The sequence below is a fragment of the Nocardia sp. CDC153 genome, assembly GCF_035818515.1.
Taxonomy (GTDB): Bacteria; Actinomycetota; Actinomycetes; order Mycobacteriales; family Mycobacteriaceae; genus Nocardia.
Genome location: NZ_JAYKYU010000008.1, coordinates 88,076 through 114,957, shown reverse-complemented (window position 1 = coordinate 114,957; position 26,882 = coordinate 88,076). Strand labels below are relative to the sequence as shown.

The window sequence follows — 26,882 nt, the reverse complement described above, 5'->3', positions numbered from 1 at the left end:
GTCGCCACCGTCGCATCACACCCCGGCGCGACTACCATCGGGTGAGCCGCACGGGGCGGCTTCGACAAAATCGGAAGGGTTGCAGTTGATCGGCCAGATGCTGGAAGGGCGCTACCGCATCGACGCGCCGATCGCGCGTGGCGGCATGTCCATGGTGTTCCGGGGGGTGGACACCAGATTGGACCGACCGGTTGCAATCAAAGTCATGGATCCGAAGTTCGCCTCCGACCCGCAATTTCTCACCCGCTTCGAACTCGAGGCGCGCGCGGTGGCCAAGCTCAAGCATCCGTCGCTGGTCGCGGTGTACGACCAGGGCGTGGACGGCGACCACCCCTTCCTGATCATGGAACTCGTCGAGGGCGGCACCCTGCGCGAACTGCTGCGCGAGCGCGGGCCCATGCCGCCGCACGCGGTGCGCGCCGTCGCCGAACCGGTGCTCTACGCCATCGGCGTGGCGCACGCGGCCGGGTTGGTGCACCGCGACATCAAACCGGAGAACGTGCTCATCTCCGACTCCGGCGAGGTGAAGATCGCCGACTTCGGTCTGGTGCGCGCGGTGGCCGAGGCGAAGATCACCTCCGACAGCGTGATTCTCGGCACGGCCGCCTACCTCTCCCCCGAACAGGTCACCAGCGGCACCGCCGACGCGCGCAGCGACGTGTACTCCGCGGGCGTGCTCATCTTCGAAATGCTCACCGGGCGAACGCCGTTCACCGGCGACAACTCGCTGTCGATCGCTTTGCAGCGGGTCGAGAAGGATGTGCCCGCGCCGAGTCGGTTCATTTCCGGCGTGCCCGCGGAGATCGACGACCTCGTCGCCCACGCCACCGCGCGTGAACCCATGCACCGCTACGCCAATGCCACCGAGATGGCGGGCGAACTGCGGCGCATCGCACGGGAATTGCAGCTGCCCGACTATCGGGTGCCCGCACCGACCGAATCGGCCGAGCATCTCAGCGCGAAGTACCGCGTCGGGCCGACGCCCGCGCCGCATCAGCCCTACCATCCGCCCGCGCGGCCGATTCCGGGCGCGGCGGATCTGACCACGCGACTACCGGCCGACCCGCCGACGGTGCAGGTGCAGCCGCAGGCGCAACAGCACACCCGGGTCATGACGGCGGCGCGGGAGCTGGCTCCGGAGTATCAGCCGCCCGGGTACGCACCGCAGCCGGGTGGACCGCCGAACAACCACGGGTATCAATCGGAACTGATCGAGGATCGCGGGAAATCGCGGCGCAAGGTCGTCATCTGGTTGAGCATCGTGTTGGCGTTGGCGGTGCTGCTGGGCATCGGCGGCTGGTGGCTCGGGGTCGGGAGATATTCGGCGGTGCCGTCCATCGCGGGAATGAACACCGACAAGGCGATCGCCACGCTGCAGGGCGCGGGTTTCAAGACCGAGACCCGCAACAAGGCCTCCGATACCGTGCCGGTGGGCAATGTGGTCGGCACCGATCCGGCGGCGGGGTCCAGAATCACCAAGGGCTCCACGGTCGCGGTGCTGGTCTCGAGCGGGAAGCCGAAGGTGCCGGATCTGCAGGCCGGACAGGACATTCAATCGGTCAACAAGGCCATCAGAGACGCGGGTCTGACACCCGTCGACAGTGGGGAGGTCGGCTCGACCGCCCCGAAAGGCTCACTCGCCAAGGTGGATCCGGCCCCCGGCACCGTGCTCCCGGCCAACGCCCAGGTGAAGGTGTACCGCAGCAAGGGATCTCAGCCGGTGAAGGTGCCGGATGTGCGGGGCAAGACCGAGGACGAGGCCAAGACGGCGCTGCAGAAGGCGGGACTGACCGTCAGCTCCACCCGGGACCAGTTCGACGCGAAGATCAAGTCCGGCTCGGTGATCGGGACCGATCCCGCGGCGGGGACCAGCACCGAGTCCGGCAATGGCGTGGTGTTGATCGTGAACAGCGCGATCGAGATGCCGAATCTCCTGGGAGCCAATGTTTCTACCGCGCGCAGCAAGCTGCAGGCGCTGGGACTGTCGGTGAGCGTGCGGCAGCTGGCCAACAACGACAGTTCGATCATCATTTCGCAGAGCACCGCCCCGGGCGACGCGGTCGAACCCGGATCCACGATCACCTTGGTTGCGATTCCCTAGTTCTCAAAGGCTCGGAAACGCGAGAGCCCGGACCGTTTCCACGGTCCGGGCTCTCGTGTTGTGCTCTGCCTAACGCAGCATCTCCGCGACCAGGAACGCCAGTTCCAGCGACTGCTGGGTGTTCAGGCGCGGGTCGCAGGCGGTCTCGTAGCGCTCTTCCAGGTTCAGATCGCTGATGTCCTGTGCGCCGCCGAGGCATTCGGTGACGTTCTCACCGGTGAGCTCGATGTGCAGGCCGCCCGGGTGGGTGCCCAGCGCGTGGTGCACCTCGAAGAAGCCCTGCACCTCGTCGACGATGCGGTCGAAGTGGCGGGTCTTGTAGCCGGTGGTGGCCTCGTGGGTGTTGCCGTGCATGGGGTCGCACTGCCAGATCACCTGGTGGCCGGTGGCCTGCACCTTCTCGATGATCGGGGGCAGCACGTCGCGGACCTTGCCATTGCCCATGCGCGCGACCAGGGTCAGGCGGCCGGGCTCGTTGTTGGGGTCCAGGCGCTCGACGTACTCCACGGCCTGCTCGGGCGTGGTGGTCGGGCCGATCTTGAGGCCGATCGGGTTGGCGACCAACTCGGCGAAGGCGACGTGCGCGCCGTCGAGCTGGCGGGTGCGCTCGCCGATCCACAGGAAGTGGGCCGACAGGTCGTAGAGCACCGGCTCACCGGTGACGGGGTGCTCGCTCAGGCGCAGCATGGCCCGCTCGTAGTCGAGGACGAGCGCCTCGTGGCTGGCGTACAGGCGCGCGCTCGACAGGTTGGGATCGTTGACGCGACACGCCTTCATGAACGCCAGCGCGCGGTCGATCTCGGTGGCCATCTGCTCGTAGCGGGCGCCGGCCGGGGACTGGGCCACGAACTCGCGGTTCCAGTCGTGAACCTTGTGCAGGTCGGCCATGCCCGCGGAGGTCAGCGCGCGCACCAGGTTCATGGCGGCCGAGGCGTTGGCGTAGGCGCGGACCAGACGCGACGGATCGTGCTCACGCAGCGCGGGCTCGGCGGCGAGGGAGTTCACCATGTCGCCGCGGTAGGACTTCAGGCCCAGCGAATCGGTGTCGGACGAGCGGGGTTTGGCGTACTGCCCGGCGATGCGGGCCACCTTCACCACCGGCAGGCTCGCGCCGTAGGTGAGCACCACGGCCATCTGCAGCAGCGTGCGGATATTGCCGCGAATGTGGGGCTCGGTGTTGTCGGCGAAGGTCTCCGCGCAGTCACCGCCCTGCATGAGGAAGGCCTCGCCGCGGGCCACCTCGGCCAGCCGCAGCCGCAGCTCCTCCACCTCGGCGGGCACGCAGATCGGCGGGACGGACTCCAGCACGGTGCGCATCTTGGCGGCCTGCTCGGGATCCCACGAAGGCTGCTGCAGGGCCGGTCGGGCCAGTGCGTCGTCGAGGCGCCGACGGAGCTCGGCGGGCAGCGGAGGAAGTTCCGGCAAGCGATCGATCGGTACGTCGACGGTCCAGTTCACCCGTTCAGAATACGGATCGACCTTGGTGAGTTGGACCACCCCCAGGGCTTGAATTGCTCACACCGGGCGGACGCCTAGGCTGTGACCGGACGATCCGCTTCGATCGTCGGCGGACTCGAGCTGAGGAGAGACCCATCTCACTGCGGTACTTTTACGACTCGGAATTCATCGAGGACGGGACCGTCATCGATCTCGTCTCCATCGCGGTGGTGTGCGAGGACGGACGCGAGTTCTACGCGGTCTCCACCGAATTCGACCCCGAGAAGGCCGGGCCGTTCGTCCGCCGCAATGTGCTCCCGAAGCTACCGCCGCCGTCCTCGCCGCTGTGGCGCTCGCGCGAGCGGATTCGCGACGACCTCTACAAGTTCCTGGTGCCGCGCCCGGGCGTCGAACCCGAGCTGTGGGCGTGGGTCGGGGCCTACGACCATGTCGCGCTGTGCCAGCTGTGGGGTTCGATGGTGGATCTGCCCAACGCGCTGCCCCGCTACACCAATGAGCTGCGCCAGCATTGGGAGCAATACGGTCGCCCGCCGCTGCCGCCGGTGCCCAAGGACGCGCACGACGCGCTGGCCGACGCGCGGCACAATCTGGCGAAGTTCGAGGCCATCGAAGCGTACCGGCGACTTCAGGCTTCCTGATCGACCATGTCGAAAGGCCCCGGGAGACAGTGTCTCCCGGGGCCTTTCTCTTTCTATCTGATCTCGGTGGCTAGCTCGCGATGGTCTGCGGGATGCGGTCGGCGTCGGGGCGGCTGCCGGACGGGACGCCCTTCTTCAGGCTGGCGGCGTAGACGTCCACGTACTCCTGATCGCTCATCCGCATGAGCTCGTACATGATCTCGTCGGTGACCGCGCGCTCGACGAAGCGGTTGCCGCCCATGCCCTCGTAGCGCGAGAAGTCGATGGGCGCACCGAATTTCACGGTGACCCGGCGCGGACGCCAGCGGAACGGGCCGGGCGGGCACACCTCGTCGGTGCCGATCAGGGCGACCGGGATCACCGGCACTCCGGTCTCCAGGGCGAGGCGTGCCACACCGGTCTTGCCCTTGTACAGGCGGCCGTCCGGGGAGCGGGTGCCCTCGGGGTACAGGCCGACCAGGCGACCCTCGTCCAGCAGCTTGCGCGCGGTGTTGAGAGCGGATTCGGCGGCGTCGGCACCGGACCGGTCGATCGGGTACTGACCGGCGCCGGAGAAGAACCACTTCTGCAGACGACCCTTGAGGCCGGGGGTCGTGAAGTATTCGGCCTTGGCCAGATAGGTGATCCGGCGCGGGCTCATGAGGGGGGTGAACAGCCAGTCGGTGAACGAGAGATGGTTCCCCGCCAGAATCGCCGCGCCCTTGGCCGGGATGTTCTCGACGCCCTCTACCTTCGGGCGGTTGATCAGATGCATCCACGGACCCGGGAACACATACTTGAGCAGCCAGTAGAACATTGCGTCCTTTCCCCTGTTTCGATACCCGGGACCGGCCTCGTTGCGGGCACCACCACTGCTTGCCTACCCTACCGCCGAGACCTCGCGGTAACCAACCGGTGGCGGCGGGATTCTCCAATGTCGGGACTTTCGTCCCGCTTCATGGACTTGATCTTCCCGACCGGATCAGCGGCGGGCCTGAGCGACGGGTACCGCATCCTGCTCTTCCGGCACCGCCGCGCGAGCCAGTTCGGCCGCGCCGATCATGCCCGCGGCCTCGCCCAATTGGGCGGTGCGGATGCGGGACAGGCGGCGGTGGCGGGCGCCGGTGATGGAGGCGGCGTAGTGCTCGCGAGCGTCGTCGAGGAACTGCGGGGCCGAGCTGCTGACGCCACCGGCGACCACGATCAGGTCCGGGTCGAAGATGTCGCTGACGAAGGCCAGACCCAGGCCCAGCCAGCGCGCGAAGTCGGCCATGACCTCCTGGGCGACCGGGTCGCCGTCCTGGGCCGCGCCCGCCACCCGGCGGCCGGTCAGCGAGCCCGGATCGCGGCCGGATTCGCGGGCCAGCAGGGTGGACCGCTGCGGGTCGGTGGCCAGGAACTCGATCGCGGTGTCGACCAGGGCCGTTCCGCTGCAATACCTTTCCCAGCAGCCGCGCTTGCCGCACGGGCAAGCGCGGCCATTGGGCACCACCGTCAGATGCCCGAGTTCCGGTGCGACGCCGAAGCTTCCGCGATACAGCTGCCCATTGCTGAGCAGGGCCGCCCCGATGCCGGTGCCGATGGCCACCAGCACCACATTGCGCCCGCCCGCCGCCGCGCCGAAGCGGTACTCGGCCCACAGCGCGGCATTGGCGTCGTGCTCGAGGATGACCGGCAGGCCCAGGCGGTCGGTGAGTCGCTGCGCGACCGGCGCGTCCTCCCACGGCAGATGCGGGGCGAACCGCACGGTGGCGCGGTCCTCGTCCACGAATCCGGCGACGGCCAACCCGACCGCGCCGATGGCATGCCGCGCGCACAGTTCCCGCACGGCGCGGGCCAATCCGTCCTCGAGGGCGCGGGCCGAATGCGGGGTCGGCGCGGCGACGGTGTCGAGCACCTCGCCCGAACCGTCGACCACGGACGCCCGAATATTCGTGCCGCCCACATCGATTCCCACGGTCAGCGGCACGTCTCCACCCTCTCTCATGCCTTGATGTTCACGTCGATGGGCACATACTTGGCGCGCTTGGGTCGCCGCCCGGCACCGGGGCGGGTGCCGCCGGGCGCGGAGCCAGGATCCGGGCTCGCCGCCGGATCGCGGCGCACCTCGGCCGCGGGGGCCGCGACCGGCGGGCCGAAGGGCATGCCGCCGGGCGGTCCGATCGGTCCGGCGGAGGTGTCGAAGGTGCGTCGGGTTCCGGCGGTGGTCGCACCGGTGGCTCCGGGGCGACGGGCCGCACCCGGGCCGTGACCGAGCGGATCTCCGGAGTCGGAGCCCGGGACGCCTTCTCCCCCACCGAATTCCGACTCGCGAGCATCCCGCGCGCCGGGCTCGGTGCCGAAGGGGTTGCGCTGGGCCTGGTTTCGGGCAGCCGCGCGGCCCTGGACACCGGCGAGGAAGCGAGCGAAGACCGCGGCGAGACCCGCGCCGGCGGCGTGCGGATGACCCGGCTGCGCGGATTCACCTCCGCTCGCGGGCGATTCGCCCTCGCCCTGCGAGTCCGTCTCCCCGCGCGCGGTGGCGTAGGCGTCGGCGAAGGGCAGATCCGTTGCGCTGGAATCGGTTTCGCTCCGCTTCGAATAGTGCTGCCAGACGTGGTATTCCGGGGAGTCCGGGTCCAGGTCGGGCGGGATCACCGGATCCACCGGGACGCCCGCGAGCGCCTCGCGCAGGACGGTGACGATGGCGGTGCCGTGGTCGGCGATGGCGGCCACCACGTCGTGGTGTTCGCCGCGCACAATGGCCGCGGCCGCGCACACCGGACACCAACTGCAGCTGGACCATTCGGTGCGGCCGTCGGAGGCGGTGCGGCGCAGCACCGGTTCGACGCGTTCGAGGACGGCCTCGGCGAGCAGGCGCAGTTCCTCGGCGAATTCGCCGAGGTTCTCGTCGGGGTGGCCGGGACGCGGGTGGGTCGTGGTCATTTCGGCCAGACCTGGGGGTCGGGTCGGAACCGGATGACCAGTTGGTCGCCGTCGAGCTCGGCGGTCTCGACCGTGCACCGCCGCAATACCGGGGCCAGCGGCAACCGCCGCCGGACCCCGTCCGCTCCCACGATCAAATCGTCCTCCACTCGTCCCAGCCGCAGGGTCGACGGATCGACCACCGGCAGATGCATGCGCATCGCGAACAGCGAGTGCGCACCCGCCCCGGACTCGAGCCGCACCACCGGCTCGGCGGGGACGGGCAGCACACCGTCCGCATCTGTGCCAAGCATAGGTACCGGAGGCCATCCCACCCAGTTACCACTCGCGTCCACGGCGTAGGACAGGGCGGCCAGGGAGCTCAGGCCCACCGGCTCGGCACCGGCATGGCCCACGACCTGCACCGGAACGCCGCGCAGCTGTTTGCTCAGCTCGGTCACCACGTCGAGTTGCTCGCCGCGCCGGTTGAAGTACCACTGCACCGCGGGGTGCGGGGCTTCGGCCGGGTCGGGGGCGGGCAACTCGGGCAGCACCTTGTTCACGAGTACCGCGTCGAGGCGCAGTCCTAACAGGGCGGCCGCCGATCGCACCCGCGCCGACTCCGCGACCGCCACCCGCTCCGCGGCGGTCACCAGTCGGGCACCCGTGCGGGTGCGGTCGGCGAGCAGGTCACGCGCCTCGGTCACCGCGGCCACGATCTGCTCGACGGTCACCGCGAGCACGGCCTTGCGGAAATCGGTGCCGATGGCCTCCATGGTCCGGTTGTGCGCGGGCCACACCCGTTCCAGATAGCCGAGCAGGGTGTCTGGGGTGGTGACGATGCGCAGCATGTCCGCCGAGGGCGGACAGTCCACCACGATCACATCCCAGCGCGCGTCCTTGCCGAACTGCGTGATCTCCAACATGGCGAGCAGTTCCTGCACGCCCGGCAGACCGGTCAACTCCGCGGGATCCAGTGCGCCCAAATCGAATCCGTGCTCGTGCCCCGCCCCGGACGCCATGACCAACACCTGCCGGAACCGATCCTCCAGCAGCGCAAGCGAATCCACCTCGATCACATCCAGTGACGGTGCTTCGGCCAGCGCGTCGCCCCGGGGCATCGACGAGGCGGGCCTGCCGTCGGGCGCAGCGCTGGAATCGGCCGGGGACGCCGCGTACCCAGCGTCGGTCGTGGCTTCCTGAGCGGCGGCCGGATTGCCCGCCACCCCATCTCGCCACGCGGCGCTGAATTCCGCGGCGGCGGTGCCGGGCCCGCGCTCGGTGGCGAATTGCCCCGGACCCGCGGCGAATTCGGGCGCCGGGGCGGCGAACATGGGCAGGGGCAGGGTCGCGACGACGGGGGTCGCGCCGTGGCGCAGGCGGTAGCCCAGGGCGTCGCCGAGGGAGTGGGCCTGGTCGAGGGAGGCGAGCAGGACGCGCTGGCCGGTGCGGGCGTAGGCCAGGGCGGTGGCGCACGCCAGTGTCGTCTTTCCGACGCCGCCCTTGCCGATGAAAAGCTCGATACGGGTAGCGGGCCGCGGCGAGCGTTCGGTACCGCCGGTGGTCAGCCTTCGACCCGTTTCTTGAGTTCCTTGAGGGCGGTGTCGGTGATGACCTTCTCCGCCTTGCGTTTGAACATGCCGATCATCGGGATGTTCAGGTCCACGGTCAGCTCGTACACGACCTGCGTGGTGCCGTCGGGCAGGGCGATGAGTTCGTAGGTGCCGTCCTGCGCCTTCTGCAGCTCACCGGCCACCAGACTCCAGCTCACGGCGCGGCCGTCGGGCCGCCAGGTGTAGGACAGGCTGTAGGTGTCCTTCACGACGCCCGCGTCGAGCACGAAGCGGGCGGTGCGGGCGCGACCGTCCGGGTATTTGTCCAGCACTTCCACCGAGCGGGCCGCGGCGACCCATTCCGGATACGACTCCAGGTCGGCGATGACGGCCATCACTCGATCCGAGGGGGCGTCGATCACGATCGACCTCTGAGTTCGATCGGCCATGGGCGGCAACGCTTCCTTTCAGCCTGTGACGTGGAGCGATTGGTCAGACAGCGGCGGCGGGCGCGACCCCGGCCTTGCGCCCGGCCTCGAGGCGGGCCTTGATCTCGAAGGTCATGACCTTGCCCGCGACCCGGCGGGTCCGGTTCAGGGCCAGCAGTTCACGTCCGGACATACCGGCAATGCCGCCGCGCGGTTCGGCGTGCATGAAGTAATGCATGATGACGCCGTCCAGCATCGGCTCGAGCCAGACCTCCATGGTGCCGTCCGCGGCGCCGCCGACCGTCCAGCGAATGCCCTTGTCGCCCCGGTCTTCCCGCACCTGCAACTGCAGGTCCGGAAACCAGCGGCGCCAGCGGGCACGATCGGCCAGCACCTCGGCCACGGCCGAGCCCGGCGCGGCGACGAACGTCTGGTCGGCAACCTGGATACTGCTCACGGCGCTGAGCCTAGCGCAGGACCGGAATCCGCTCAGACCCACGCCGACCGGGAGTTGCCGCTCACGCGATGCTCCCGGTACGCAGGCTCGGATCCAGCAGTTCGCGTAGCCGCGCGCCCATCAGATCCCAGCGCCACTGCTGCTGCACCCAGGCGCGACCGGCCGCGCCCATGGCGGCGGCGGCATCGCGGTCGGAGAGGATGTCGACGATGGCGTCGGTGAGCGCGGCGACATCGCGGCCGCCGACCACCCGACCGGTCTCACCCTCGCGCACGGTCTCGGGCGCGCCGCCCGAATCCCCCGCGACCACCGGCACTCCCGAGGCCGAGGCCTCCAGGAACACGATGCCCAGCCCCTCGACATCCAGCCCGAACCCGCGGGTGCGGCACGGCATGGCGAAAACATCGGCGATGGTGTGGTGGGCCGCCAGCTCCTTCGACGGCACCCGCCCGGTGAAGACCACGTCCTCACGCAGCCCCATGGCATCGGCGAACGCCCGCAACTTCTGCTCGTAGGGCCCGCTGCCCGCGATCACCAGCACGGCCCCGTCGACCCGCTTCTTGATCTCGGGCATGGCGGTGATCAACATGTCCTGCCCCTTGCGCGGCACCAACCGCGACAGGCACAGAATCGTCGGCCGCTCCCCCAGCCCATACCGTTCCCGCAATTCCGTCCGTGCCGCCGGATCCGGCTTGAACACCTCCGAATCCACGGCGGGCGGCAGATATTCGAGCGCCGACTGCGCCCCGAACGCCGACGCGAACCGCCGCCGCGTGTACTTGCTGACATAGGTCACGACATCCGTGTGATCCCCGATCACCCGCAATGCCTGCCGCGCCGCGGGCAGCATCGACCACCCCACCTCGTGCCCATGCGTCGAGGCGATGATCCGCTCGGCCCCCGCCTGCCGCAGCACCGGCGACAACAGCGCCAACGGCGCCGCCGCCCCGAACCACACCCGATCACACTGCTCGTCCCGCATGAGCTTCTTCGCCCGCCGCGCCACCAACGGCGTCGGCAACATCAACGTCGTCGGATGCCGCACCACCTGAAACGGCTGCTCCGCATCGAACTTCCAATGACTGTCCCCCCGCCACCGCGGCGCGTAAACCACCAGCTCATCCGCGGGCAACTGCAAAGCCAGGGCATGCAGATACGACTGAATCCCGCCCGGCCGCGGCGGGAAATCATTGGTAACCAGCAACGTTCGCCCCATGCCCCAAACCTACTGCACCCCGGCCGCGCTCTCCTGCCACCCCGAAGCCTCGCACCCCGAGTCCTCGGCCGAGAGCTCGGCGCGTGTCGCGCGGGCGGTCAAGCGCCTTCGGTGGTTCGCGTCGTGATCCAGGCGCGCCAGGCGGTGACGAGGTCGGGGTAGGTGGTGTCGAGAGTGGATCGGAGGGCGGTATCGACCGCCGTGTGGTCCTTGGGGCCGGAGGCCAGTTGGTGGTAGAGGTCTACGAGTTTGGGGTCGCCATAGCGGTCGGCGATGAAAGCGCAGGCGGACCAGGCCTGTTCGTAGGCGAGGGAGGCTTGGCCGCTCTTGGGGTCGAACATCGCGTCCGACGGGAGGTCGGCGGGGAGGTCGCCGGCGCGGGCGCGGGTGGTGAGGGTGGGGGCTATCTGGGTGATGGGGTGGTGCATGCCGCGGTGGGCGGTGTACTCGGCCGCGCCCTCGAGCATCCACATCGGGGAGCCGTCGACGGTGATCTTGCGGGTGGCCATGTGGGTGAGTTCGTGGCGCAGGACCGAGCGGAGGCCGTCGGGGCCCAGGCGGTGTCCGGCCTCCGGGCCGAAAACCACGCGCTGGCCGGTCAATTCGGCGCCGGGGCGGAGGGGGTCGGCGACGGTGGAGGCGGCGACCTCGGCGGGGACGTCACCGACGGCGTGAGTGAGGGCCGCGAATTCGGCGGGGCTGGAGGCGACCACGACGACCGGTGCCTGATTCCATGCCGGACCCCACAGGTCGGTGACCGCCGTGGTGGATGCTGCGAGTTCGCCTGCGAGCAGGTCGATATCGGCGCGTTGGGCGGAATGGCCGAGGACGACGCCGACCCGGCCGGGACCGGTGGTCACCGTTTCGGCGACCGGCTTTCCGTAGTACCCCATGGTCCGCTTCACCTGCGGCACCTGCGGATCGGTGGCGGCGAGGCCATCCTGGCCCGGGGCCACCGCGCGCAGGGTCGGCAGCACGGAGTTCGGGATCATGAGCAGCGCGCCGCAGGCGGCGGTCAGGGCGGTGACCGTGACCAGGGTGAGGACGAACTGGAATCGCCGGCGCGCCGACAACCAGCCGCGCACGTTCCGCAGAGCGCTCATCGCCACCTCGTCGTGCTCATGCGCGGCCCTTCGTCGTGCTCATGGACGACACTGAATCAGAACCGGCGCGCCGAATTGAACGGTGTGGAGCCCATCGGCGCGACCTGAACCGGAACGCCGAAAGTCGAAGCGTGCAGCATCAATCCATTGCCCGCGTAGATGCCCACATGCGAGATATCAGAGTAGAAGAACACCACATCGCCGGGCTGCAGGTCCTTCTCGGCCACGGGCGTGCCGTAACTGGCCTGCTGCTGGCTGGTCCGCGGCACGTTCTTGCCGACCTGGTGGAAGGCCCACTGCACGAGGCCGGAGCAGTCGAACTGATCGGGACCGGTCGCGCCCCAGACATAGGGATCGCCGACCCGGGTCAGACCCGCGGCCAGGGCGCTGGTGCCCGAACCTGGGACCAGCCCCTTGAGCAGGCTGTCGCGATCGAAGCCGGGCGGGAACATCGAACCGGCCAGCGCGGACTTGTCACCGGCGGAGAGCTGACCCCACGCGGCGATCACGCTCGCCATGGAGCCTTGCAGCGCAGCGCGTTTGGATTCCAGATCGGCTCGCACCGCGTCGGCGGCGGTGCTGGCGGCGCGGGCGGCGTCGGCGGCGGTCCGGGCCGCGTTCTCGGCGACGGTGGCCGCGTCGGTGGCCTTCTGATACTGCGCCAGTTGATCATTGGTGCGCGCGCCCACCAGGTCCACGATCGACATCTGGTCGAGCAGCTGCTGCGGCGAATTGCTGACCATTAGCGAGGTGAGCCGGTTGGTGCGGCTGCCGAGGAGCGCGGAGGTCGCGGCCCGATCGATGACCGGACGGTATTTCGCGATCTCGGACTTGGCCGCGTCCAGCGCGGCCGCCGCGTCGGCGGCCCGCTTGTCGGCGGCGGCGGAGGCTGCGACCTTGGTGTCCAGATCGGCCTGCGCGTTGAGCGCCTGCTGATTGAGTTGCTCGGACTGCCGCGACAGGTCGATGAGCCGCTGCACTGCTTCCCCAGCAGTTGCCGGTGCGGAGACCGGATCGGCGGTCGCGGATCCGAGGCCGAGAGTGCCGGAGGTGCCGACCATGAGTGCGCCTACGGTGAGAGCTCCACCCACCAGTCGTCTGGTTCGCTGACTGCGTGTCCGATGAGGCTGCTGCGCTGCCACGGTTGGTGTCGTCCCGTTCTCTTACCCCGAGCTGGTCAAGAAGGTCTCGATAAGATTACGAAACGGCGACCGGTTGTGTCCAGCAGGCCACAGAACCATCACGGTCGCCGCTTCGAAATCCGAGGTCGAATCAGACGCGGACCGCGCCCGCGAACGGCATCGAGGAGATCGACGCCACGGCGACCGGCTGCCCGGCGGTCGAGGCGTGCACGACATTGCCGTCGCCGATGTAGATGCCGGAGTGGCTGCCGCCGTAGAACGACACCACGTCGCCCGGCTGCAGATCGTCGTAGGAGACCGGGGTGCCCGCACCGGCCTGCTCGTAGCTGGTGCGCGGGAGGCTGACGCCGGCCTGCGCGTAGGACCACTGGACCAGGCCCGAGCAGTCGAAGGCGTTCGGGCCCGAGGCGCCGTACACGTACGGGTCGCCGACGCGGCTCAGGGCGGCGTCGACCGCGGCCTGGTGCACATTGTTCTGGGGAGCGGGGGCGGCCGGGCCGCCCTGCGGGGTGACGATGCCCGGAATCTCGGGGATGTTCACCGGGATCGACGCCGGGGCGCCCGGAATGGGCGGGAGCTGAATCTGGTCGGGGACGTCGAAGACGCCGACCGGGGTGTTGACCGGCTGTGCCGACGCGGGAGTAGCGGGCAGCAGCAGCGCACTCAGCGTGGCAGCGCCGACGGCTCCGGCCGCTGCGGCACGGCGCGCGGTGCGCTGGATGCCCCGGACCTGTCGCTTGGTGGAGGTGGTCGCCATGGTGAGGTACTTCCAATCTGCCCCGCGACGCCGCACCCGGTGGTGCGTCGGACTCCGCGAGGTCTCAGGAAGATTACGAGCACATAACGGTGCTTTGTAAAGCCGAGGTGGTCGGTACGTGAACCGAAATTGTTACGCGGGCCTATTTCGGTGCGACAAACATCACAGCAATCACGAAACAATAACAGCGGGTGTTTTCGCGAGAGCGTCCCGGCGGCTACCGGCGGGTAGTTCCGGCGGGCTCGAGGCCCTCCCTACCTGGAGGAATTCCGCATAACACAAGGTCAGAGCCATGGCCCGCGACCTGGGGATCCTCGACACGCTTGATCGACACGCCCGACCGCAGGACAGCGGGGCAGCACACGGCGGCTGCCGATTCGTACCGAACGGCCCCTTCCTCATAATTGATCCACAATCCGAATTAAAGTGACCCTGGTCACAATCTTGCATATTCCAGCAATTCGGGGATTTCAGCTCGAGAATCTCGACCTTATATTCAGACATTTCCCCAGGTGGGCTGAATCGCGCCGTGACCGGGGGATTCCTCGGTCTCCAGACCCACGGCCCAGCGCAGCAGGATCAGCGCGACATACGGCAGGAGATCACGGCTGCGCCGGACCAACCAGGGGATTCCCCGTGCGACCAGCCAGCCCAGATGCCCGACCGTGCTCACCTCGCGCCCGCCGGAGCACACCAGACTCACCGGATACGGGATCGCGCAGCCCTCGTCGGCGAGCAGCTCGGTGAACGCCGCGGCCAGCACCCGGTGTCCCAGCTCGGAGGGATGCAGCCGATCGACGCTCCACAGCCGCAGGTCGTACGCGCCCGGCAGCAGGTCGATATCGACACAGCGCGCGTCGTGCCGGGCCGCGGCCGCGTCGATCACCGCGTTGAGGGCGGTGATCCGCTGTCGCAGCGCGCGGCGCAGGGGCCGGGGGATGCGGAAGATCTTGCCGTGGTCGTGGAATCGGACGGTCACCACCACGGTGCCGACGGCGGCCAGCCTCGACAGCACGTGCTCGAGATCGGCGCGCATGCCCGCGGGATCGAAGTTCGAGCGCAGGGTGTCGTTCATCCCGACCAGCAGCAGCGCCACATCCGGCCGGGACCGCACCGCCGCGGCCAGCTGCCGCTCGCGCACGCACGCCATGCGCGCCCCGACGAAGGACAGATTCGTGTACCGGATCTCGTTCCCGCCCAAGGCCTCCGCCAGCAACGGACCGACACCGCGCCAGCCGCCGCCCGGCAGCGGATCCCCGATGCCGACGGCGGTCGAATCGCCCAGCACCACGAGACTGCGTGCGCGCCACGTCAATCCACCACGAACATCCTGGTCGGCCCGTTCCACGGCGTTCATATCCTTCACGATCACCGCGATCGGCTCACGCCCGGTGAGCGACGGGTGACGGTCCGGGAAATCTTCGATGGCCAGCACCGGCGGGCCTCGCGGGCGGGAACCGGCCCGCTTGTCGGACCCTGCGCCTACGCTTGCCGTCCGTGTCCTCGAGATCGGATCCGGCCGCTCAGCTGGCCTTCGATGAGCTCGAAACCCCGCTCTACGACACGACGTTCGTGGTGGTCGATCTCGAGACCACCGGCACCAGCCCCGAGGGTGATTCGATCACCGAGATCGGTGCGGTGAAGGTGCGCGGGGGCGAGGTGCTCGGGGAGTTCGCGACGCTCGTCAATCCGGGTTGCGCGATTCCGCCGCAGATCGTGCAGATCACCGGGATCACGACGGCCATGGTGGTGGACGCGCCCCGCATCGAGCAGGTGCTGCCCGGGTTTCTGGAGTTCGCGCGCGGGGCGGTGCTGGTTGCCCACAATGCCCGATTCGATGTCGGGTTCCTCAAGGCCGCGGCCGCCAAGTGCGAATTGTCCTGGCCCGCTTTCCAAACGGTGTGCACGGTGCAGCTGGCGCGGCGGGTGCTGCCCAAGGAGGAGGCGCCCTCGGCCAAGCTCTGGTATCTGGCGCAGCTGTTGGGCGCGGAGACCCGGCCGACACACCGCGCCCTCGACGACGCCCGCGCGACCGTGGACGTGCTGCACGCGCTCATCGCACGGGTCGGCAATCAGGGGGTGCAGAGTCTCACCGAGCTGCTCGACTATCTGCCCGAGGTGACGCGCCGCCAACGCGCCAAACGGGTGATGGCCGCGGACCTTCCGGCCACACCGGGTGTGTATCTGTTCCGCGGGCCGTCGGACGAAGTCCTCTATATAGGGACGGCGGTGAATCTGCGCCGCCGCGTCCGCAACTACTTCACCGGGTCCGACACCCGCCCGCGCATGCGTGAGATGGTGCAGTTGGCCACCCGCGTCGACCACGTCGAGTGCGCGCACGGGCTGGAGGCGGGCGTGCGCGAACTCCGCCTGCTGCTCGCCCACACCCCGCCCTACAACCGCCGGTCCAAATTTCCCCAGCGCGCCTGGTGGCTGACCCTCACCGACGAGCCCTTCCCCCGTTTCGCCGTCTCCCGCACCCCCACCCGGGATGCCCTGGGCCCGTTCACCTCCCGCACCGACGCCCAGGAGATCGCCGCCACCCTCGCCGAGCAAGCGGGCCTGCGCACCTGCACCACCCGCATCCCCCGCGACGGCCGCCACGACTGCCAGCCCGCCGTGATCGGAGCGTGCCCCGCGAGCGCCCAAAACAGCCCCCTATATATAAAGGAATACGAACGAGCCCCCGCCGCGATCCGCGCACTCTTCTCGGGCACCGACGACACCCTCCTCCACACCATCGCGTCGAACCTCGAATCCCTCTCCACCGCAGAACATTTCGAGTCCGCCGCCCGCCTCCGCGACCGCACGGTCGCGGTAATCCGAGCCCTCCGCCGCACCCAACGCCTCGCCGCCCTCGCCGCCATCCCCGAACTGACAGCCGCCCACCCCGACGGCGCAGGCGGCTGGCACTTCGCCGTCATCCGCCACGCCCGCCTGGCTGCCGCGGGCACCGCCATCCGAGGCATCTCCCCCATGCCGGTCGTAGACCGCCTCACCGCCTCCGCCGAAACAGTCATCCCGCCCCGTCTCGACAGCCCCGACGACACCCCCGCCTATCCCCCACTGCGCGGCGCACTCCCGGAGGAGGCGGCCCTCCTGGTCCGCTGGCTCGAACAACCCGGCACCCGAATCGTCCGAACCACCCACGGCTACGCCGAACCCCGCCTAGGCGCAGGCCCCTGGCTCGCCTGGGTGGCCCGAGCCGAAGCCGCTCGAACGACGACACCTAGCACCGAGACCGAAACCTCGGCCCGCTAAGGCTGTTCCAGAACGTCGAATGGGATTGTCGCCTCCACCGGTTCGTCCAGCAGCAGCACCCGGCGGTGGACGTCGTGGGCGCGGTAGCGGCGGCCTGACCAATCGAGGCGGTATTCCTCGATTTCCTCGATGCGGTCTTCCTTCTGGTCCAGTCGGACGATCAGGTAGCGGGGAACGCCCGCCATTGCGTACTGGATTCGCTTGTCGTTGATATCGGTATCGATGGTCGATTCCGACGTCACTTCCACGATGAGCAGGAGATGTTCGCGGACCGTGTTCACGTCGTAGGGCTCGCAGTCGCGAATCCAGATGTCGGGGTAGCGAATGTTCAGACGGCGATCCACCGCTGCGGTTTCAGCATCGGCAAAGCGCGCGGCGACATCCGAGTCCACCACCATGCGCGGACCGCCAGCGCGCCGGGCCGCCTCGAGCAAGCCCGCCAGCCGCCTGACGACTCGGCTGTGTAGCGGGCTCTGATCGGCTTTCCGCAGAACTCGACCGTTCACGATCTCGATATCGCCGAGATCCGTTCCGCCGTCGGCGAATTGCTCAGCCGTTAACCACAGCTCGTCTTGTTCGCCGGGAGCGCCCATGCCGAACATCATGGCAGCCGACCGCGTACCGGCCCAGGAATGGGGAAGGCCCCGAGTCGGAAGCGACTCGGGGCCTTGCCTTGTGACGAACTATCCGATCAGTGGTCGGACTGGGTGCCCTTGGCGGCGTTCTGGGCCGATTCGAGGGCGGCGAGCATGTTGTGCTCTTCCTCGTGGGCGATGGCCACGTTCTGTTCCTGCTCCGCGGCGGGGTCGGCGCGGAGGAAGGAGCCGGTGCCGGGGGCGCCTGCGGAGCCCAGCTTGGACATCTTCTTGGGCACGGGGGCGCCCTGGTATTCCAGCGGGATGGGGTGGCCGTGGGAGTCGACCGGGCCCAGGGGCTGGTGCACCTCGATGTATTCGCCGTGCGGGAGGCGCTTGATGACACCGGTTTCGATGCCGTGCTCGAGGACCGCGCGGTCGCTGCGCTGCAGACCGATGCAGAACCGGTAGGCGGCGAAGTAGGCGATCGGCGGGGCCAGCAGCAGCGCGATGCGGAAGAACCAGGTGGTGGCGTTCAGCGAGATGTCGAACTTCAGCGACAGGATGTCGTTGACACACGCCAGGGTCAGCACCATGTAGAACGCGATGGCCATGGCACCGATGGCGGTGCGGACCGGCACGTCGCGCGGACGCTGCAGCAGGTTGTGGCGAGCGGTGTCACCGGTGAGGCGCTTCTCGATCCACGGGTAGGCGATCAGCACGGTGAACACCAGACCCATGATCAGGGCGACCCAGAACGGCGCGGGCACGGTGTAGCGGCCCAGGTACAGCTCCCACGGCGGCATGAGACGCGCCATACCGTCGGTCCACATCATGTAGAAGTCCGGCTGCGAACCCGCGGAGACCTGAGACGGGTTGTAGGGACCCAGGTTCCAGATCGGGTTGATCTGGAACACGCCACCCATGATCGCGACGACGCCGAGGGTGAAGGCGAAGAACGCGCCCTGGTCGGCGGCGAACACCGGGATGATGCGCGCGCCGACGACGTTCTTCTCGGTGCGGCCCGGTCCGGGGAACTGGGTGTGCTTCTGGTACCACACCAGCGCCACGTGCGCGGCGATCAGCGCCAGGATGATGCCCGGCAGCAGCAGCACGTGCGCGATGTACAGGCGCGGAATGATGATGGTGCCCGGGAAGTCACCGCCGAAGATCAGCCAGTGCATCCAGGTGCCGATCACCGGGATACCCATGGTGATACCGCCGAAGGCGGCGCGCAGACCGGTACCGGAGAGCAGGTCGTCCGGGATCGAGTAGCCGAAGAAGCCCTCGAACATGGCCAGGATCAGCAGCAGCGAGCCGATCACCCAGTTCGCCTCACGCGGCTTGCGGAACGCGCCGGTGAAGAAGATGCGGAACAGGTGGATGATGATCGACGACGCGAAAAGCAGTGCCGCCCAGTGGTGCACCTGGCGCACGAACAGACCGCCGCGCACCTCGAAGGAGATGTTCAGCGCCGTCTCGTAGGCCCGCGACATGGTGACACCGCGCAGGGGCTGGTAGGCGCCCTGGTACACGGTCTCCGACATGGACGGGTCGAAGTACAGCGTCAGGTAGATACCCGACAGCAGCAGGATGATGAACGCGTACAGCGCGATCTCACCGAGCAGGAACGACCAGTGGGTCGGGAAGACCTTGTTGATCGAGCGCTTGGCGAAGGCCGCTACCCGGTAGCGTTCGTCGATTTCGTTGGCCTGCACGGCCGCTTTGCTCGGGCTCATGAACGACGCTCCCAGTAGGCCGGGCCGAGGGGCTCGATGAAGTCGTGCTGGGCGACCAGGTAGCCATCGGCGTTGACGGTGATCGGCAGCTGCGGCAGCGCACGCGCGGCCGGACCGAAGACCGGCTTACCCCACTCGGTCGCCGAGAACTGCGACTGGTGGCAGGGGCACAGGATTCGGTTGGTCTGCTGCTCGAACAGCGAGGTGGGGCAGCCGAGGTGGGTGCAGATCTTCGAGTAGGCGAAGTAGTCGCCGTAGTTGAAGCTCTCCTGGCCCTTGCGCTTGATGGCGTGCTCGGCGTCGTGGGTGCGCAGGCGGATCAGCATGACCGCGTTGCGGATTCCACGCAGCGACTCGAGGGTCTTCTTCTCGTCTCCGCGCCAGGATTCCTTCCAGGGGAAGACGGTTTCCATGGCGCCCGCGTCCAGATCCTCCGGCTTGACGAGGACGATGTCCTCGGGACGGCCGGTGTCGCGGCGCAGGAAGACGGTCTCGCCCGGGTAGTCCGGGGTCCAGCCCGAGACCCACAGCGGCGACTTGTCGCCCTTGGCCCACGGGTTCTTGATCATGCCGCCGACGAAGACGAACAGCGCGCCCACACCGAGCAGACCCGCGCCCAGGCCCGCGGTGCGGGTGATGAGCTTGCGGCGGCCCAGGGTGGAGGTCTCGAGCGCGTCGGACAGCTCGGCGACCAGGGTGCGGCGGTCGACCTCGGAGGACTTGCCGTCGTGGCGGTCCTGGATGGAGATCTCGGCGGGGATGAAGTGCTTGCGGATCAGCACGACCGCAATGCCGATGGCCAGCACGGCGATGCCGAGCGTGATGCCGTACAGCGGGGTGGTCAGCGTGTACTGCGCATTACCGTCCTGGTGACGACCCTTGTACTCCCAGGGCCAGAACAGGTAGATGCCGATGAGCGCGGCGGCCGAGATGGCGGAGATGCCGAACCACAGGGCCACGCGGCGCTCGGCGCGCTTCTCGGCCCGGGTGCCCTCGACCGGCCAGCGCGGGGCGCGGTAGGCGACGTCGACGCCGTCGAGCTCGGTGCCGAGCTTGACCAGCTCGGCCTGTGACATGGCGTCGAGCTGCTCTTCGGTGGGTTCGGTGGGGTTGTCCCCCATGCTGTTTCGCTCCTGTTCGCTCATGACCGGGAACCGATCCACATCGCGGAACCGACCAGGACCACGATGCCGACGACCCAGATCGCCAGACCCTCGGTCGCGGGACCGAAGCCGCCGAGGCCGTAGCCGCCCTCGGACTTGGTCTCCATGCGGTCCTTGATGTAGGCGACGATGTCCTTCTTCTCCTCCGGCGTCAGCTGCCGGTCGGAGAACTTCGGCATGTTCTGCGGGCCGGTGAGCATGGCCAGGTAGATCTGCTGCTCGGTGGCCGGTTCCAGCGGCGGCGCGAACTTGCCGGAGGACAGCGCGCCGCCCTTGCCGGTGAAGTTGTGGCAGGACGCGCAGTTCATGCGGAACAGCTCGCCACCGCGGCCGAGGTCGCGGCCCTCGATGATGGACTCCGAGGCCAGTTCGCCATTGCTGTCGCGCAGCACGGTCGGACCGCCGCCCTGGGACTCGACGTACGCGCCGAGCGCGTCGGTCTGGTGCGCGTCGAACTTCGGGGGCTTGCGGACGATCTGGGCGCCATTGGCGGCGGCGGGCATGCGGCCGGTGGAGACCTGGAAGTAGACCGCGGCCTCACCGACGCCGATCAGGCTGGGGCCGCGATCCTGGACGCCCTGCAGGTTGGCACCGTGGCAGGTGACGCAGGAGGTGTCGTAGATCTGCTTGCCCTCGCGAATGAGCGCGGACTGGTCCTCTTTGGCGGTCGCGACCTGAGCCTGCGGGGTCAGGGCCGACGCCGCGAATCCGGCTCCGACGAGGCCCATCAGGAGGACCAGACCGCCGACCAGCTTGCGCCGTGTGCGGCGCTGCTTGCGGATCTTGGTGGCCTGGCCGATCCCCTCGGGATCTGGCGCTGACGGGGGAGATGAACTCATCTGTGTCCCTTTGGAGTAGACGGAACCGACTTGTACAAGCTTGTGGCTGCCGGGCGCGGGGCTGGGGCGCTCGGCGCGTCCGGGCTAGCGGACGAAGTAGATCGTGGCGAAGAGGCCGATCCAGACGATGTCGACGAAGTGCCAGTAGTAGGAGACGACGATCGCCGCCGTGGCCTGCGCCGGGGTGAACTTGCTGAGCTTGGTGCGCACCAGCAGGAAGATGAACGCGATGAGACCGCCGATGACGTGCAGACCGTGGAAACCGGTGGTGATGAAGAACACCGAGCCGTACACGCTGCTGGAGATCGAGGTGCCCTCCGAGTACAGGGCGTGGTACTCGGTGGCCTGGCCACCGACGAAGAACGCACCCATCAGGAAGGTCAGCAGGTACCAGCGGCGCAGGCCGAAGACGTCGCCCTTCTCCGCGGCGAACACGCCCATCTGGCAGGTGAACGAGGAGGCGATCAGCACCGCGGTCACCGGCACGGCGAGCTTCATGTTCAGCTCGGTCGGCTCCGGCGGCCAGTTGCCGTGGGCCTGCGCGCGAGCAACGAAGTACATGGCGAACAGGCCCGCGAAGAACATCAGCTCGCTCGACAGCCAGATGATGGTACCGACGCTGACCATGTTGGGCCGGTTCAGCGAATGCACACGCTGGGTAATGGCCGATCCTGGGGTCCCTACTGCGGTCGTCACGCCGGTAAGTATGACTTGTCGTAGTACGACAGGCGTAGCGGGGTACGAAAGTTCGTCGTACGTGTCGGAAAGCCCAGGGCGAGCGAGCGTCTCGCGGGGCCTCTCGGCGTGTCACGGTGGAGCCTAGATTGCGCAGGTAAGAGGAAGCTGAGCTGTGCTGAGAGGGATTTATGAGTCTGAAATCGTGGTGGCGGGGACTGCTCGGGCGGAGTGCGGCAACGGAACTGGATCCGGGGCGTCCGGATCTGGTCGTGGTGGCGTCGAGTTTCGATGACGCGGAAGCCTGTTCGGCGGCCCTGGGCAAGGCATTGGACTGGACCGCTGACCAACCAGTAGTCCTCCGGCACCACCTCCGGGTTCCCGCCGCCCAGGTGAATGCGGTGCAAGTCATTGCCGCGCAGGATGGCTATAACACCGCGTCGGTCTCGGACTCGGATCCGGCCAAGCTGGTCTTGCAGCGCATTCAGATCCTCGACGCCCTGCACTGTTCCCAGGAGCGTTCGCGCATGGCCGGTCTCGCGCAGCGCCACGACGGCGACGCCCTGGGCTGGGATGCGCTGCAGCCCGCCGCCGGTCCGGGCAATAAGAACTAGCCCCGCGCACTAGGCTTGCCCTCATGAGCGCGCGCAGCTGGCGAGACATTCTCGGCACCCTCACCGACGGCAACGATCTGTCCTCGGATGAGGCCGCGTGGGCCATGAACGAGATCTTCACCGACAACGCCACCTCCGCGCAGATCGCGGCCTTCGGCGTGGCCCTGAAGATGAAGGGCCCGACCCCCGCCGAGCTGAGCGGCCTGGCCGACGGCATGCTCGCGCACGCCCGCCGGGTCAGCGTCGACGCCCCGGCGGTCGACATCGTCGGCACCGGCGGTGACCGCTCGGGCACCGTGAACATTTCCACCATGTCCTCGATCGTGGTGGCGGCCACCGGGATTCCGGTCGTCAAGCACGGCAACCGGGCGGCGTCGTCCAAGAGCGGCGGCGCGGACGTGCTCGAGGCGCTGGGCGTGAAGATCGCGCTCGGTCCGGAGTCGGTGGCCGAATGCGTGCGCCAGGCCGGGATCGGCTTCTGTTTCGCGCCGGTGTTCCATCCGTCGCTGCGCTACGCCAGTCAGGCGCGCGGTGAGATCGGGATTCCGACGGTCTTCAATATCCTGGGCCCGCTGACCAATCCGGCGCAGCCGCGCGCGGGTCTGATCGGGTGCGCCTTCCCGGATCTGGTGCGGGTGATCGCGGGCGTGTTCGCCAAGCGTGGGGCCTCGGCACTGGTGGTGCGCGGCAATGACGGCCTGGACGAGATCACCACCGCCGACACCACCGACGTGTGGGTGGTCGCGGGCGGTCTCACCCACGAAACCACCATCGACCCAACCGAACTCGGCATCGAGCGGGTGAATCCGGAGGCGCTGCGCGGCGGCGACGCGGAGATGAACGCGGTGATCGCCCGCAATATGTTCGCGGGCGATCCGGGCCCGGTGCGCGACGCGGTGCTGTTGAACTCGGCGGCGGCGCTGGTGGCCTTCGAGCTGCGGCCCGAGGAGGTCGAGCTCGATCTGCACGCGAAACTGGCGGAGGCGCTGAAGCGGGTGGCCGAGACGGTCGACTCCGGCGCGGCCGCAGCGTTGCTGGATCGCTGGGTCGCCGTCTCGAACGAGCTCGGCGCGAACTAGCCGAGCTTGGTGGCCGCTTTGGTGGCTTCGATGAATTCGCGCATGGCGTCGAAACTCTTGACGCCGGGCGCGAGTTCGACCGAGCTGGACACGTCCACACCGTAGGGCCGGTGAGCCGCGATCACGCCCGCGACGTTCCCGGCATCGAGTCCCCCCGCGAGCACGAGCTTGCCGGGCACCTTCCCGACCCAGTCCGGGAATTCGGCGAAGACGCCCGAGCCGGTGCTGGCGTCGTAGAAGAAGTACTCGTAGCCCTGCGCCGGATCCGGTTCGGCCGCCGAGCAGTACGCGAGATTGGGCAGGTCGGTCCAGCGGTAGAGCTGGACGACGTCGAAATCGTCGATCACCTCGGCGACCTCGGACCTGTCGAAGGCCACCACGAAGCTGCGGATCTTCCCGCGCGCGTAGGCGGCGAGCTCCCGGGCCCGGGCCGGTTCGCGATAGCGCTTGCTCTTGGTCGTGCCGACCACGCCGATCGCCGAGTAGCCGAGCTCGACGGCCCAATCGATCTGTTCCTCGCTGGTCAGGCCGCAAACCTTCACGAACATCGGTAATGCCCTCTCGTGGACTTTTTCCTCCGAGTGTCCTGAGAGTTCGGGGCACTCGGCTGTGTGTTTCGTTGCCGAATGTCACGGCGGCGTTACAGTTTGCGACATGCGATACGGAGTGGTGCTACCCGGCCTGGTGGCCGTGTTTCTAGGCATCGGCATCCCGGTCAGCGCGGCGCACACGGCCCGCGTGGAGGCCACCGACACCGGCAACCTGACGGTGGACGGGCGCAACTACGGCAATCCCGACGACTGCGTGACCATCCGCAGCGTCCCGCACCGCCTGAATGTCGACAACGAGACCGACAAGCGGGTCCGGGTGTATCTGTTCCCCGGCTGCAAGGGCGGCGTCACGCACATTGTCGAGCCCGGCCATACCGGCACCGCGCTCGGCGCGTCGGTGCAGACGCGCTGACCCCGCGGTCCCATTGACTCCGGCGATCATTCGCCGATCGAGAACCCCGCCTCCACATCCGCGCGCGAGTAGGACTTGAACGCGATGTGGGTGGCGGTGCGCAGCACGCCGGGCGTCTTGTTGATCCGCCCCGTCACCACCTCGGCGATCTCCTCGTGGTCGCGCACCCGCACCACGGCGATCAGATCCACATCCCCCGCGCACGAGTAAACCTCGGCCACACCCTTGATGTCGGCCAATTCCTCCGCGGTCTCGGGAATCCGATCCACCTCGGCCGAGATCAGCACAATCGCGGTAATCATGCGCCCAACTCTAGCCAGCACGCGACCGGCGGCCCAGGTTTCCCACCCGGATATGCCCGAACCGCCAGATTTTCGAAAGGCATCTAGAACCTGTTCCACTCGGGGTAGGGTCTGCCCCCAAGATCGGCGCGGGATTCGCACGGCTGGTGGGGCAGCAGGTGCCTGCGGGTGATCGTCCAGGGGAGTGACGAAGAGCCGCAAGGAGGTTCGATGTCGTCGACCGAGACAGACGATTCGTACCAAGCCACGGAGATGTCCAATGCCGCGGAAATGTCCGGGGCACAGGTACTACGACGAAACTTCGGCGAGACGGTGCTGTCGAGCCTGGCGACACTGGGCCGCTCGTTGCGGATGGCGGCGAATGCCGTTCGGATCGGCGGCGCGGATCTGACCCGGTTGCGCTTCCCGGTCCACGAAACACTCACGCAAGCTTGGTTTCTCATTCGCGTCACCGCGATACCCAGTGTGCTGATGGCGATTCCGTTCGGCGTCATCGTCTCGGCGCAGGTCGGCAATATCGTCTCGCAACTGGGCGCGGATTCCATGATCGGCGCGGCCGGCGGGCTCGGCGTCATCAAACAGGGTGCGCCCCTGGCCACCGCCATGCTGCTCGGCGGGGCCGGGGCCGCCGCCATCGCCGCGGACCTGGGCGCGCGCACCATCCGCGAGGAGGTCGACGCCATGCGGGTGATGGGCGTGGATCCGGTGCAGCGCCTGGTGGTTCCGCGCATCGCCGCCATGATGCTGGTCGCGCCGCTGCTCAATGTGCTGATCATCTGCATCGGCATCGCCTCCGGTTTCGCGGTGGCGGTGACGGCACTGGGGGTGACGCCGGGGTCGTACTGGCAGTCGTTCGGCTCGTTCACCATGCCCATCGACATTTGGGTGTCGCTGGTCAAATCGGTGATCTTCGGGTTCCTGGTGGTGGTCATCGCCTGCCAGCGCGGCCTCGAGGCCAAGGGCGGCCCGCGCGGGGTCGCGGACGGCGTGAACGCCGCGGTGGTGATGTCGGTGGCCGCGGTCACGGTCTTGAACACCGCGATCACGCAGGTGGTCACCATGTTCATCCCGATTCGGATGGCGTGATGGCGGCCCCCTACACCCCGCCCGGGCTGGGCTGGACCCGTCGCCTGCGCCCCCTGGGTCCGATCGAAAACCTGGGATTCGTCATAGGTTTCGCCTGGCAGGTGCTGTCCTCGGTGCCCTACACCCTGGTCCACTACCGCCGCCAGACCGCCGCGGTGATCACCGATATGACCTGGGGGCGCGGTTCGGTCATCATCGGCGGCGGCGTGGTGCCGCTCATGCTGCTGATGGGTGCGGCCATGGGCGCGTCCATCGGCATCGAGGCGTTCAGCGCGTTGAATCTGCTGTCGCTGGGTCAGCTCAGCGGCCTGATCTCGGCGTTCGGGGTGACCCGCGAGCTGGCCCCGATCGCGGCGGGCATCGGGTTCGCCGCGCAGGCCGGCTGCCGGATGACCGCCGAGATCGGCTCCATGCGCATCTCCGAGGAGATCGACGCCCTGGAATCGCTGGGCATCCGCTCGGTGCCGTTCGTGGTCACCACCCGGGTGGTGGCCGGGATCATCGCGGTGGCACCGGCTTTCGTGGTGGCGCTGATCCTGAGCTACGCCTCCTGCGAGCTGATCGTGACCACCGTGCACGGCACCCCGTCGGGCACCTACAACCACTATTTCGATCAGTTCGTGGTCGGCTGGGATGTGGTGGCCGCGACCATCAAGGTGATGCTGTTCGCGGTGGCCGTGGTCCTGATCCATTGCTATCAGGGGTTTTTCGCCACCGGCGGTCCCGAGGGCGTGGGCGTCGGCTCGGGGCGGGCGATTCGCGCCAGCCTGGTCGCGATCATCGCCCTGGACATGCTGGCCACCATCGTGCTGTGGGGCTTCCGCTCCCCGGTCTCGTTCACGGGGTGATG

27 protein-coding genes are annotated in these 26,882 nt (G+C 68.4%); 8 read left to right on the top strand and 19 right to left on the bottom strand.

Annotated elements, in window-relative coordinates:
• The first annotated feature begins 85 nt into the window (after positions 1-85).
• A complete protein-coding gene (gene pknB, locus VMT65_RS35700) occupies positions 86-2,101 on the top strand; it encodes a Stk1 family PASTA domain-containing Ser/Thr kinase (protein WP_326313204.1) in 2,016 nt (671 codons plus the stop codon).
• 69 nt (positions 2,102-2,170) lie between these two features.
• Here pknB and VMT65_RS35695 read toward each other — a convergent pair whose 3' ends face one another.
• Complete coding sequence (locus VMT65_RS35695) at positions 2,171-3,559, bottom strand: class II 3-deoxy-7-phosphoheptulonate synthase (RefSeq protein ID WP_326313105.1); 1,389 nt, start codon at positions 3,557-3,559, stop codon at positions 2,171-2,173.
• Positions 3,560-3,699: 140 nt separating this feature from the next.
• Between VMT65_RS35695 and VMT65_RS35690 the strand changes: the two genes are divergently transcribed.
• Positions 3,700-4,197 (top strand): polyadenylate-specific 3'-exoribonuclease AS, encoded by a 498-nt coding sequence (locus tag VMT65_RS35690; RefSeq protein WP_326313203.1) that lies wholly within the window; start codon positions 3,700-3,702, stop codon positions 4,195-4,197.
• 70 nt (positions 4,198-4,267) lie between these two features.
• On the opposite strand, the gene VMT65_RS35685 is transcribed toward VMT65_RS35690, so the two are convergent.
• The 11 genes from VMT65_RS35685 to VMT65_RS35630 form a co-directional block, all read right to left on the bottom strand.
• Positions 4,268-4,993 carry a lysophospholipid acyltransferase family protein gene (locus VMT65_RS35685; protein WP_326313104.1) on the bottom strand — a complete coding sequence of 242 codons (726 nt, stop codon included), beginning with the start codon at positions 4,991-4,993 and terminating at the stop codon, positions 4,268-4,270.
• Between the two features lie 165 nt (positions 4,994-5,158).
• Complete coding sequence (locus VMT65_RS35680; protein ID WP_326313103.1) at positions 5,159-6,163, bottom strand: ROK family protein; 1,005 nt, start codon at positions 6,161-6,163, stop codon at positions 5,159-5,161.
• On the bottom strand, positions 6,160-7,101 hold the full coding sequence (locus VMT65_RS35675; RefSeq protein ID WP_326313102.1) for a hypothetical protein: 942 nt from the start codon (positions 7,099-7,101) through the stop codon (positions 6,160-6,162). The genes VMT65_RS35680 and VMT65_RS35675 overlap by 4 nt, the downstream gene beginning before the upstream one ends.
• Complete coding sequence (locus VMT65_RS35670) at positions 7,098-8,648, bottom strand: ArsA family ATPase (RefSeq protein ID WP_442790385.1); 1,551 nt, start codon at positions 8,646-8,648, stop codon at positions 7,098-7,100. Before VMT65_RS35670 ends, VMT65_RS35675 begins: the two co-directional genes overlap by 4 nt.
• Complete coding sequence (locus VMT65_RS35660) at positions 8,645-9,082, bottom strand: SRPBCC family protein (RefSeq protein ID WP_326313100.1); 438 nt, start codon at positions 9,080-9,082, stop codon at positions 8,645-8,647. Before VMT65_RS35660 ends, VMT65_RS35670 begins: the two co-directional genes overlap by 4 nt.
• A gap of 43 nt (positions 9,083-9,125) precedes the next feature.
• Positions 9,126-9,518, bottom strand: coding sequence for a polyketide cyclase / dehydrase and lipid transport (locus VMT65_RS35655; protein WP_326313099.1), 393 nt, complete (start codon positions 9,516-9,518; stop codon positions 9,126-9,128).
• Positions 9,519-9,579: 61 nt separating this feature from the next.
• A complete protein-coding gene (locus VMT65_RS35650) occupies positions 9,580-10,734 on the bottom strand; it encodes a glycosyltransferase family 4 protein (protein ID WP_326313098.1) in 1,155 nt (384 codons plus the stop codon).
• 98 nt (positions 10,735-10,832) lie between these two features.
• Entirely contained in the window at positions 10,833-11,837 is a 1,005-nt protein-coding gene (locus VMT65_RS35645; protein ID WP_326313097.1) for a peptidase MA family metallohydrolase, read from the bottom strand.
• 56 nt (positions 11,838-11,893) lie between these two features.
• Complete coding sequence (locus VMT65_RS35640) at positions 11,894-12,898, bottom strand: NlpC/P60 family protein (RefSeq protein WP_326313202.1); 1,005 nt, start codon at positions 12,896-12,898, stop codon at positions 11,894-11,896.
• Between the two features lie 211 nt (positions 12,899-13,109).
• Positions 13,110-13,736 carry a C40 family peptidase gene (locus VMT65_RS35635; RefSeq protein WP_326313096.1) on the bottom strand — a complete coding sequence of 209 codons (627 nt, stop codon included), beginning with the start codon at positions 13,734-13,736 and terminating at the stop codon, positions 13,110-13,112.
• A gap of 496 nt (positions 13,737-14,232) precedes the next feature.
• Entirely contained in the window at positions 14,233-15,171 is a 939-nt protein-coding gene (locus VMT65_RS35630) for an SGNH/GDSL hydrolase family protein (RefSeq protein ID WP_326313095.1), read from the bottom strand.
• Between the two features lie 62 nt (positions 15,172-15,233).
• Here VMT65_RS35630 and VMT65_RS35625 point away from each other — a divergent pair, with 62 nt between their 5' ends.
• Positions 15,234-16,997: a DEDD exonuclease domain-containing protein gene (locus VMT65_RS35625; RefSeq protein WP_326313094.1), complete on the top strand. Its 1,764-nt coding sequence runs from the start codon at positions 15,234-15,236 to the stop codon at positions 16,995-16,997.
• Here VMT65_RS35625 and VMT65_RS35620 read toward each other — a convergent pair.
• From VMT65_RS35620 to ctaE, 5 genes are all read right to left on the bottom strand, one after another.
• Positions 16,994-17,602, bottom strand: coding sequence for a Uma2 family endonuclease (locus VMT65_RS35620; protein ID WP_326313093.1), 609 nt, complete (start codon positions 17,600-17,602; stop codon positions 16,994-16,996). The two genes, VMT65_RS35625 and VMT65_RS35620, sit on opposite strands and share 4 nt — an antisense overlap.
• An 86-nt stretch (positions 17,603-17,688) precedes the next feature.
• Positions 17,689-19,311 (bottom strand): cytochrome bc1 complex cytochrome b subunit, encoded by a 1,623-nt coding sequence (gene qcrB / locus VMT65_RS35615; protein ID WP_326313092.1) that lies wholly within the window; start codon positions 19,309-19,311, stop codon positions 17,689-17,691.
• Complete coding sequence (gene qcrA, locus VMT65_RS35610; RefSeq protein WP_326313091.1) at positions 19,308-20,456, bottom strand: cytochrome bc1 complex Rieske iron-sulfur subunit; 1,149 nt, start codon at positions 20,454-20,456, stop codon at positions 19,308-19,310. Before qcrA ends, qcrB begins: the two co-directional genes overlap by 4 nt.
• Positions 20,453-21,313, bottom strand: coding sequence for a cytochrome bc1 complex diheme cytochrome c subunit (gene qcrC / locus VMT65_RS35605; RefSeq protein ID WP_326313090.1), 861 nt, complete (start codon positions 21,311-21,313; stop codon positions 20,453-20,455). Before qcrC ends, qcrA begins: the two co-directional genes overlap by 4 nt.
• An 84-nt stretch (positions 21,314-21,397) precedes the next feature.
• Positions 21,398-22,009, bottom strand: coding sequence for an aa3-type cytochrome oxidase subunit III (gene ctaE / locus VMT65_RS35600; RefSeq protein ID WP_326313089.1), 612 nt, complete (start codon positions 22,007-22,009; stop codon positions 21,398-21,400).
• Between the two features lie 170 nt (positions 22,010-22,179).
• On the opposite strand from ctaE, the gene VMT65_RS35595 reads away from it, so the two are divergent.
• Both VMT65_RS35595 and trpD read left to right on the top strand, forming a co-directional pair.
• Positions 22,180-22,602: a hypothetical protein gene (locus VMT65_RS35595; protein ID WP_326313088.1), complete on the top strand. Its 423-nt coding sequence runs from the start codon at positions 22,180-22,182 to the stop codon at positions 22,600-22,602.
• A gap of 23 nt (positions 22,603-22,625) precedes the next feature.
• Positions 22,626-23,681, top strand: coding sequence for an anthranilate phosphoribosyltransferase (trpD, locus tag VMT65_RS35590; protein WP_326313087.1), 1,056 nt, complete (start codon positions 22,626-22,628; stop codon positions 23,679-23,681).
• Here trpD and VMT65_RS35585 read toward each other — a convergent pair.
• Positions 23,678-24,229, bottom strand: coding sequence for a hypothetical protein (locus VMT65_RS35585; RefSeq protein ID WP_326313086.1), 552 nt, complete (start codon positions 24,227-24,229; stop codon positions 23,678-23,680). The two genes, trpD and VMT65_RS35585, sit on opposite strands and share 4 nt — an antisense overlap.
• Before the next feature lie 106 nt (positions 24,230-24,335).
• Here VMT65_RS35585 and VMT65_RS35580 point away from each other — a divergent pair, with 106 nt between their 5' ends.
• Positions 24,336-24,644: a hypothetical protein gene (locus VMT65_RS35580; protein ID WP_326313085.1), complete on the top strand. Its 309-nt coding sequence runs from the start codon at positions 24,336-24,338 to the stop codon at positions 24,642-24,644.
• A 26-nt stretch (positions 24,645-24,670) separates the two neighbouring features.
• Here VMT65_RS35580 and VMT65_RS35575 read toward each other — a convergent pair whose 3' ends face one another.
• Positions 24,671-24,946 (bottom strand): Lrp/AsnC family transcriptional regulator, encoded by a 276-nt coding sequence (locus VMT65_RS35575; RefSeq protein ID WP_326313084.1) that lies wholly within the window; start codon positions 24,944-24,946, stop codon positions 24,671-24,673.
• A gap of 210 nt (positions 24,947-25,156) precedes the next feature.
• Between VMT65_RS35575 and VMT65_RS35570 the strand changes: the two genes are divergently transcribed.
• Positions 25,157-26,032, top strand: coding sequence for an MlaE family ABC transporter permease (locus tag VMT65_RS35570; RefSeq protein WP_442790374.1), 876 nt, complete (start codon positions 25,157-25,159; stop codon positions 26,030-26,032).
• Positions 26,029-26,880: an ABC transporter permease gene (locus VMT65_RS35565; protein ID WP_442790373.1), complete on the top strand. Its 852-nt coding sequence runs from the start codon at positions 26,029-26,031 to the stop codon at positions 26,878-26,880. Before VMT65_RS35570 ends, VMT65_RS35565 begins: the two co-directional genes overlap by 4 nt.
• Positions 26,881-26,882: the final 2 nt, after the last annotated feature.

Coding starts and splice junctions, on each gene's coding strand:
- VMT65_RS35585 (WP_326313086.1), bottom strand. CDS start 24,229: ATGTTCGTGAAGGTTTGCGGCCTGACCAGCGAGGAACAGATCGATTGG.
- VMT65_RS35660 (WP_326313100.1), bottom strand. CDS start 9,082: ATGGCCGATCGAACTCAGAGGTCGATCGTGATCGACGCCCCCTCGGAT.
- VMT65_RS35595 (WP_326313088.1), top strand. CDS start 22,180: ATGAGTCTGAAATCGTGGTGGCGGGGACTGCTCGGGCGGAGTGCGGCA.
- VMT65_RS35675 (WP_326313102.1), bottom strand. CDS start 7,101: ATGACCACGACCCACCCGCGTCCCGGCCACCCCGACGAGAACCTCGGC.
- VMT65_RS35575 (WP_326313084.1), bottom strand. CDS start 24,946: ATGATTACCGCGATTGTGCTGATCTCGGCCGAGGTGGATCGGATTCCC.
- qcrB (WP_326313092.1), bottom strand. CDS start 19,311: ATGAGCCCGAGCAAAGCGGCCGTGCAGGCCAACGAAATCGACGAACGC.
- VMT65_RS35680 (WP_326313103.1), bottom strand. CDS start 6,163: ATGAGAGAGGGTGGAGACGTGCCGCTGACCGTGGGAATCGATGTGGGC.
- VMT65_RS35635 (WP_326313096.1), bottom strand. CDS start 13,736: ATGGCGACCACCTCCACCAAGCGACAGGTCCGGGGCATCCAGCGCACC.
- qcrA (WP_326313091.1), bottom strand. CDS start 20,456: ATGAGCGAACAGGAGCGAAACAGCATGGGGGACAACCCCACCGAACCC.
- VMT65_RS35640 (WP_326313202.1), bottom strand. CDS start 12,898: ATGGTCGGCACCTCCGGCACTCTCGGCCTCGGATCCGCGACCGCCGAT.
- VMT65_RS35570 (WP_442790374.1), top strand. CDS start 25,157: ATGTCGTCGACCGAGACAGACGATTCGTACCAAGCCACGGAGATGTCC.
- VMT65_RS35685 (WP_326313104.1), bottom strand. CDS start 4,993: ATGTTCTACTGGCTGCTCAAGTATGTGTTCCCGGGTCCGTGGATGCAT.
- trpD (WP_326313087.1), top strand. CDS start 22,626: ATGAGCGCGCGCAGCTGGCGAGACATTCTCGGCACCCTCACCGACGGC.
- VMT65_RS35650 (WP_326313098.1), bottom strand. CDS start 10,734: ATGGGGCGAACGTTGCTGGTTACCAATGATTTCCCGCCGCGGCCGGGC.
- qcrC (WP_326313090.1), bottom strand. CDS start 21,313: ATGAGTTCATCTCCCCCGTCAGCGCCAGATCCCGAGGGGATCGGCCAG.
- VMT65_RS35620 (WP_326313093.1), bottom strand. CDS start 17,602: ATGATGTTCGGCATGGGCGCTCCCGGCGAACAAGACGAGCTGTGGTTA.
- VMT65_RS35645 (WP_326313097.1), bottom strand. CDS start 11,837: ATGAGCGCTCTGCGGAACGTGCGCGGCTGGTTGTCGGCGCGCCGGCGA.
- VMT65_RS35580 (WP_326313085.1), top strand. CDS start 24,336: ATGCGATACGGAGTGGTGCTACCCGGCCTGGTGGCCGTGTTTCTAGGC.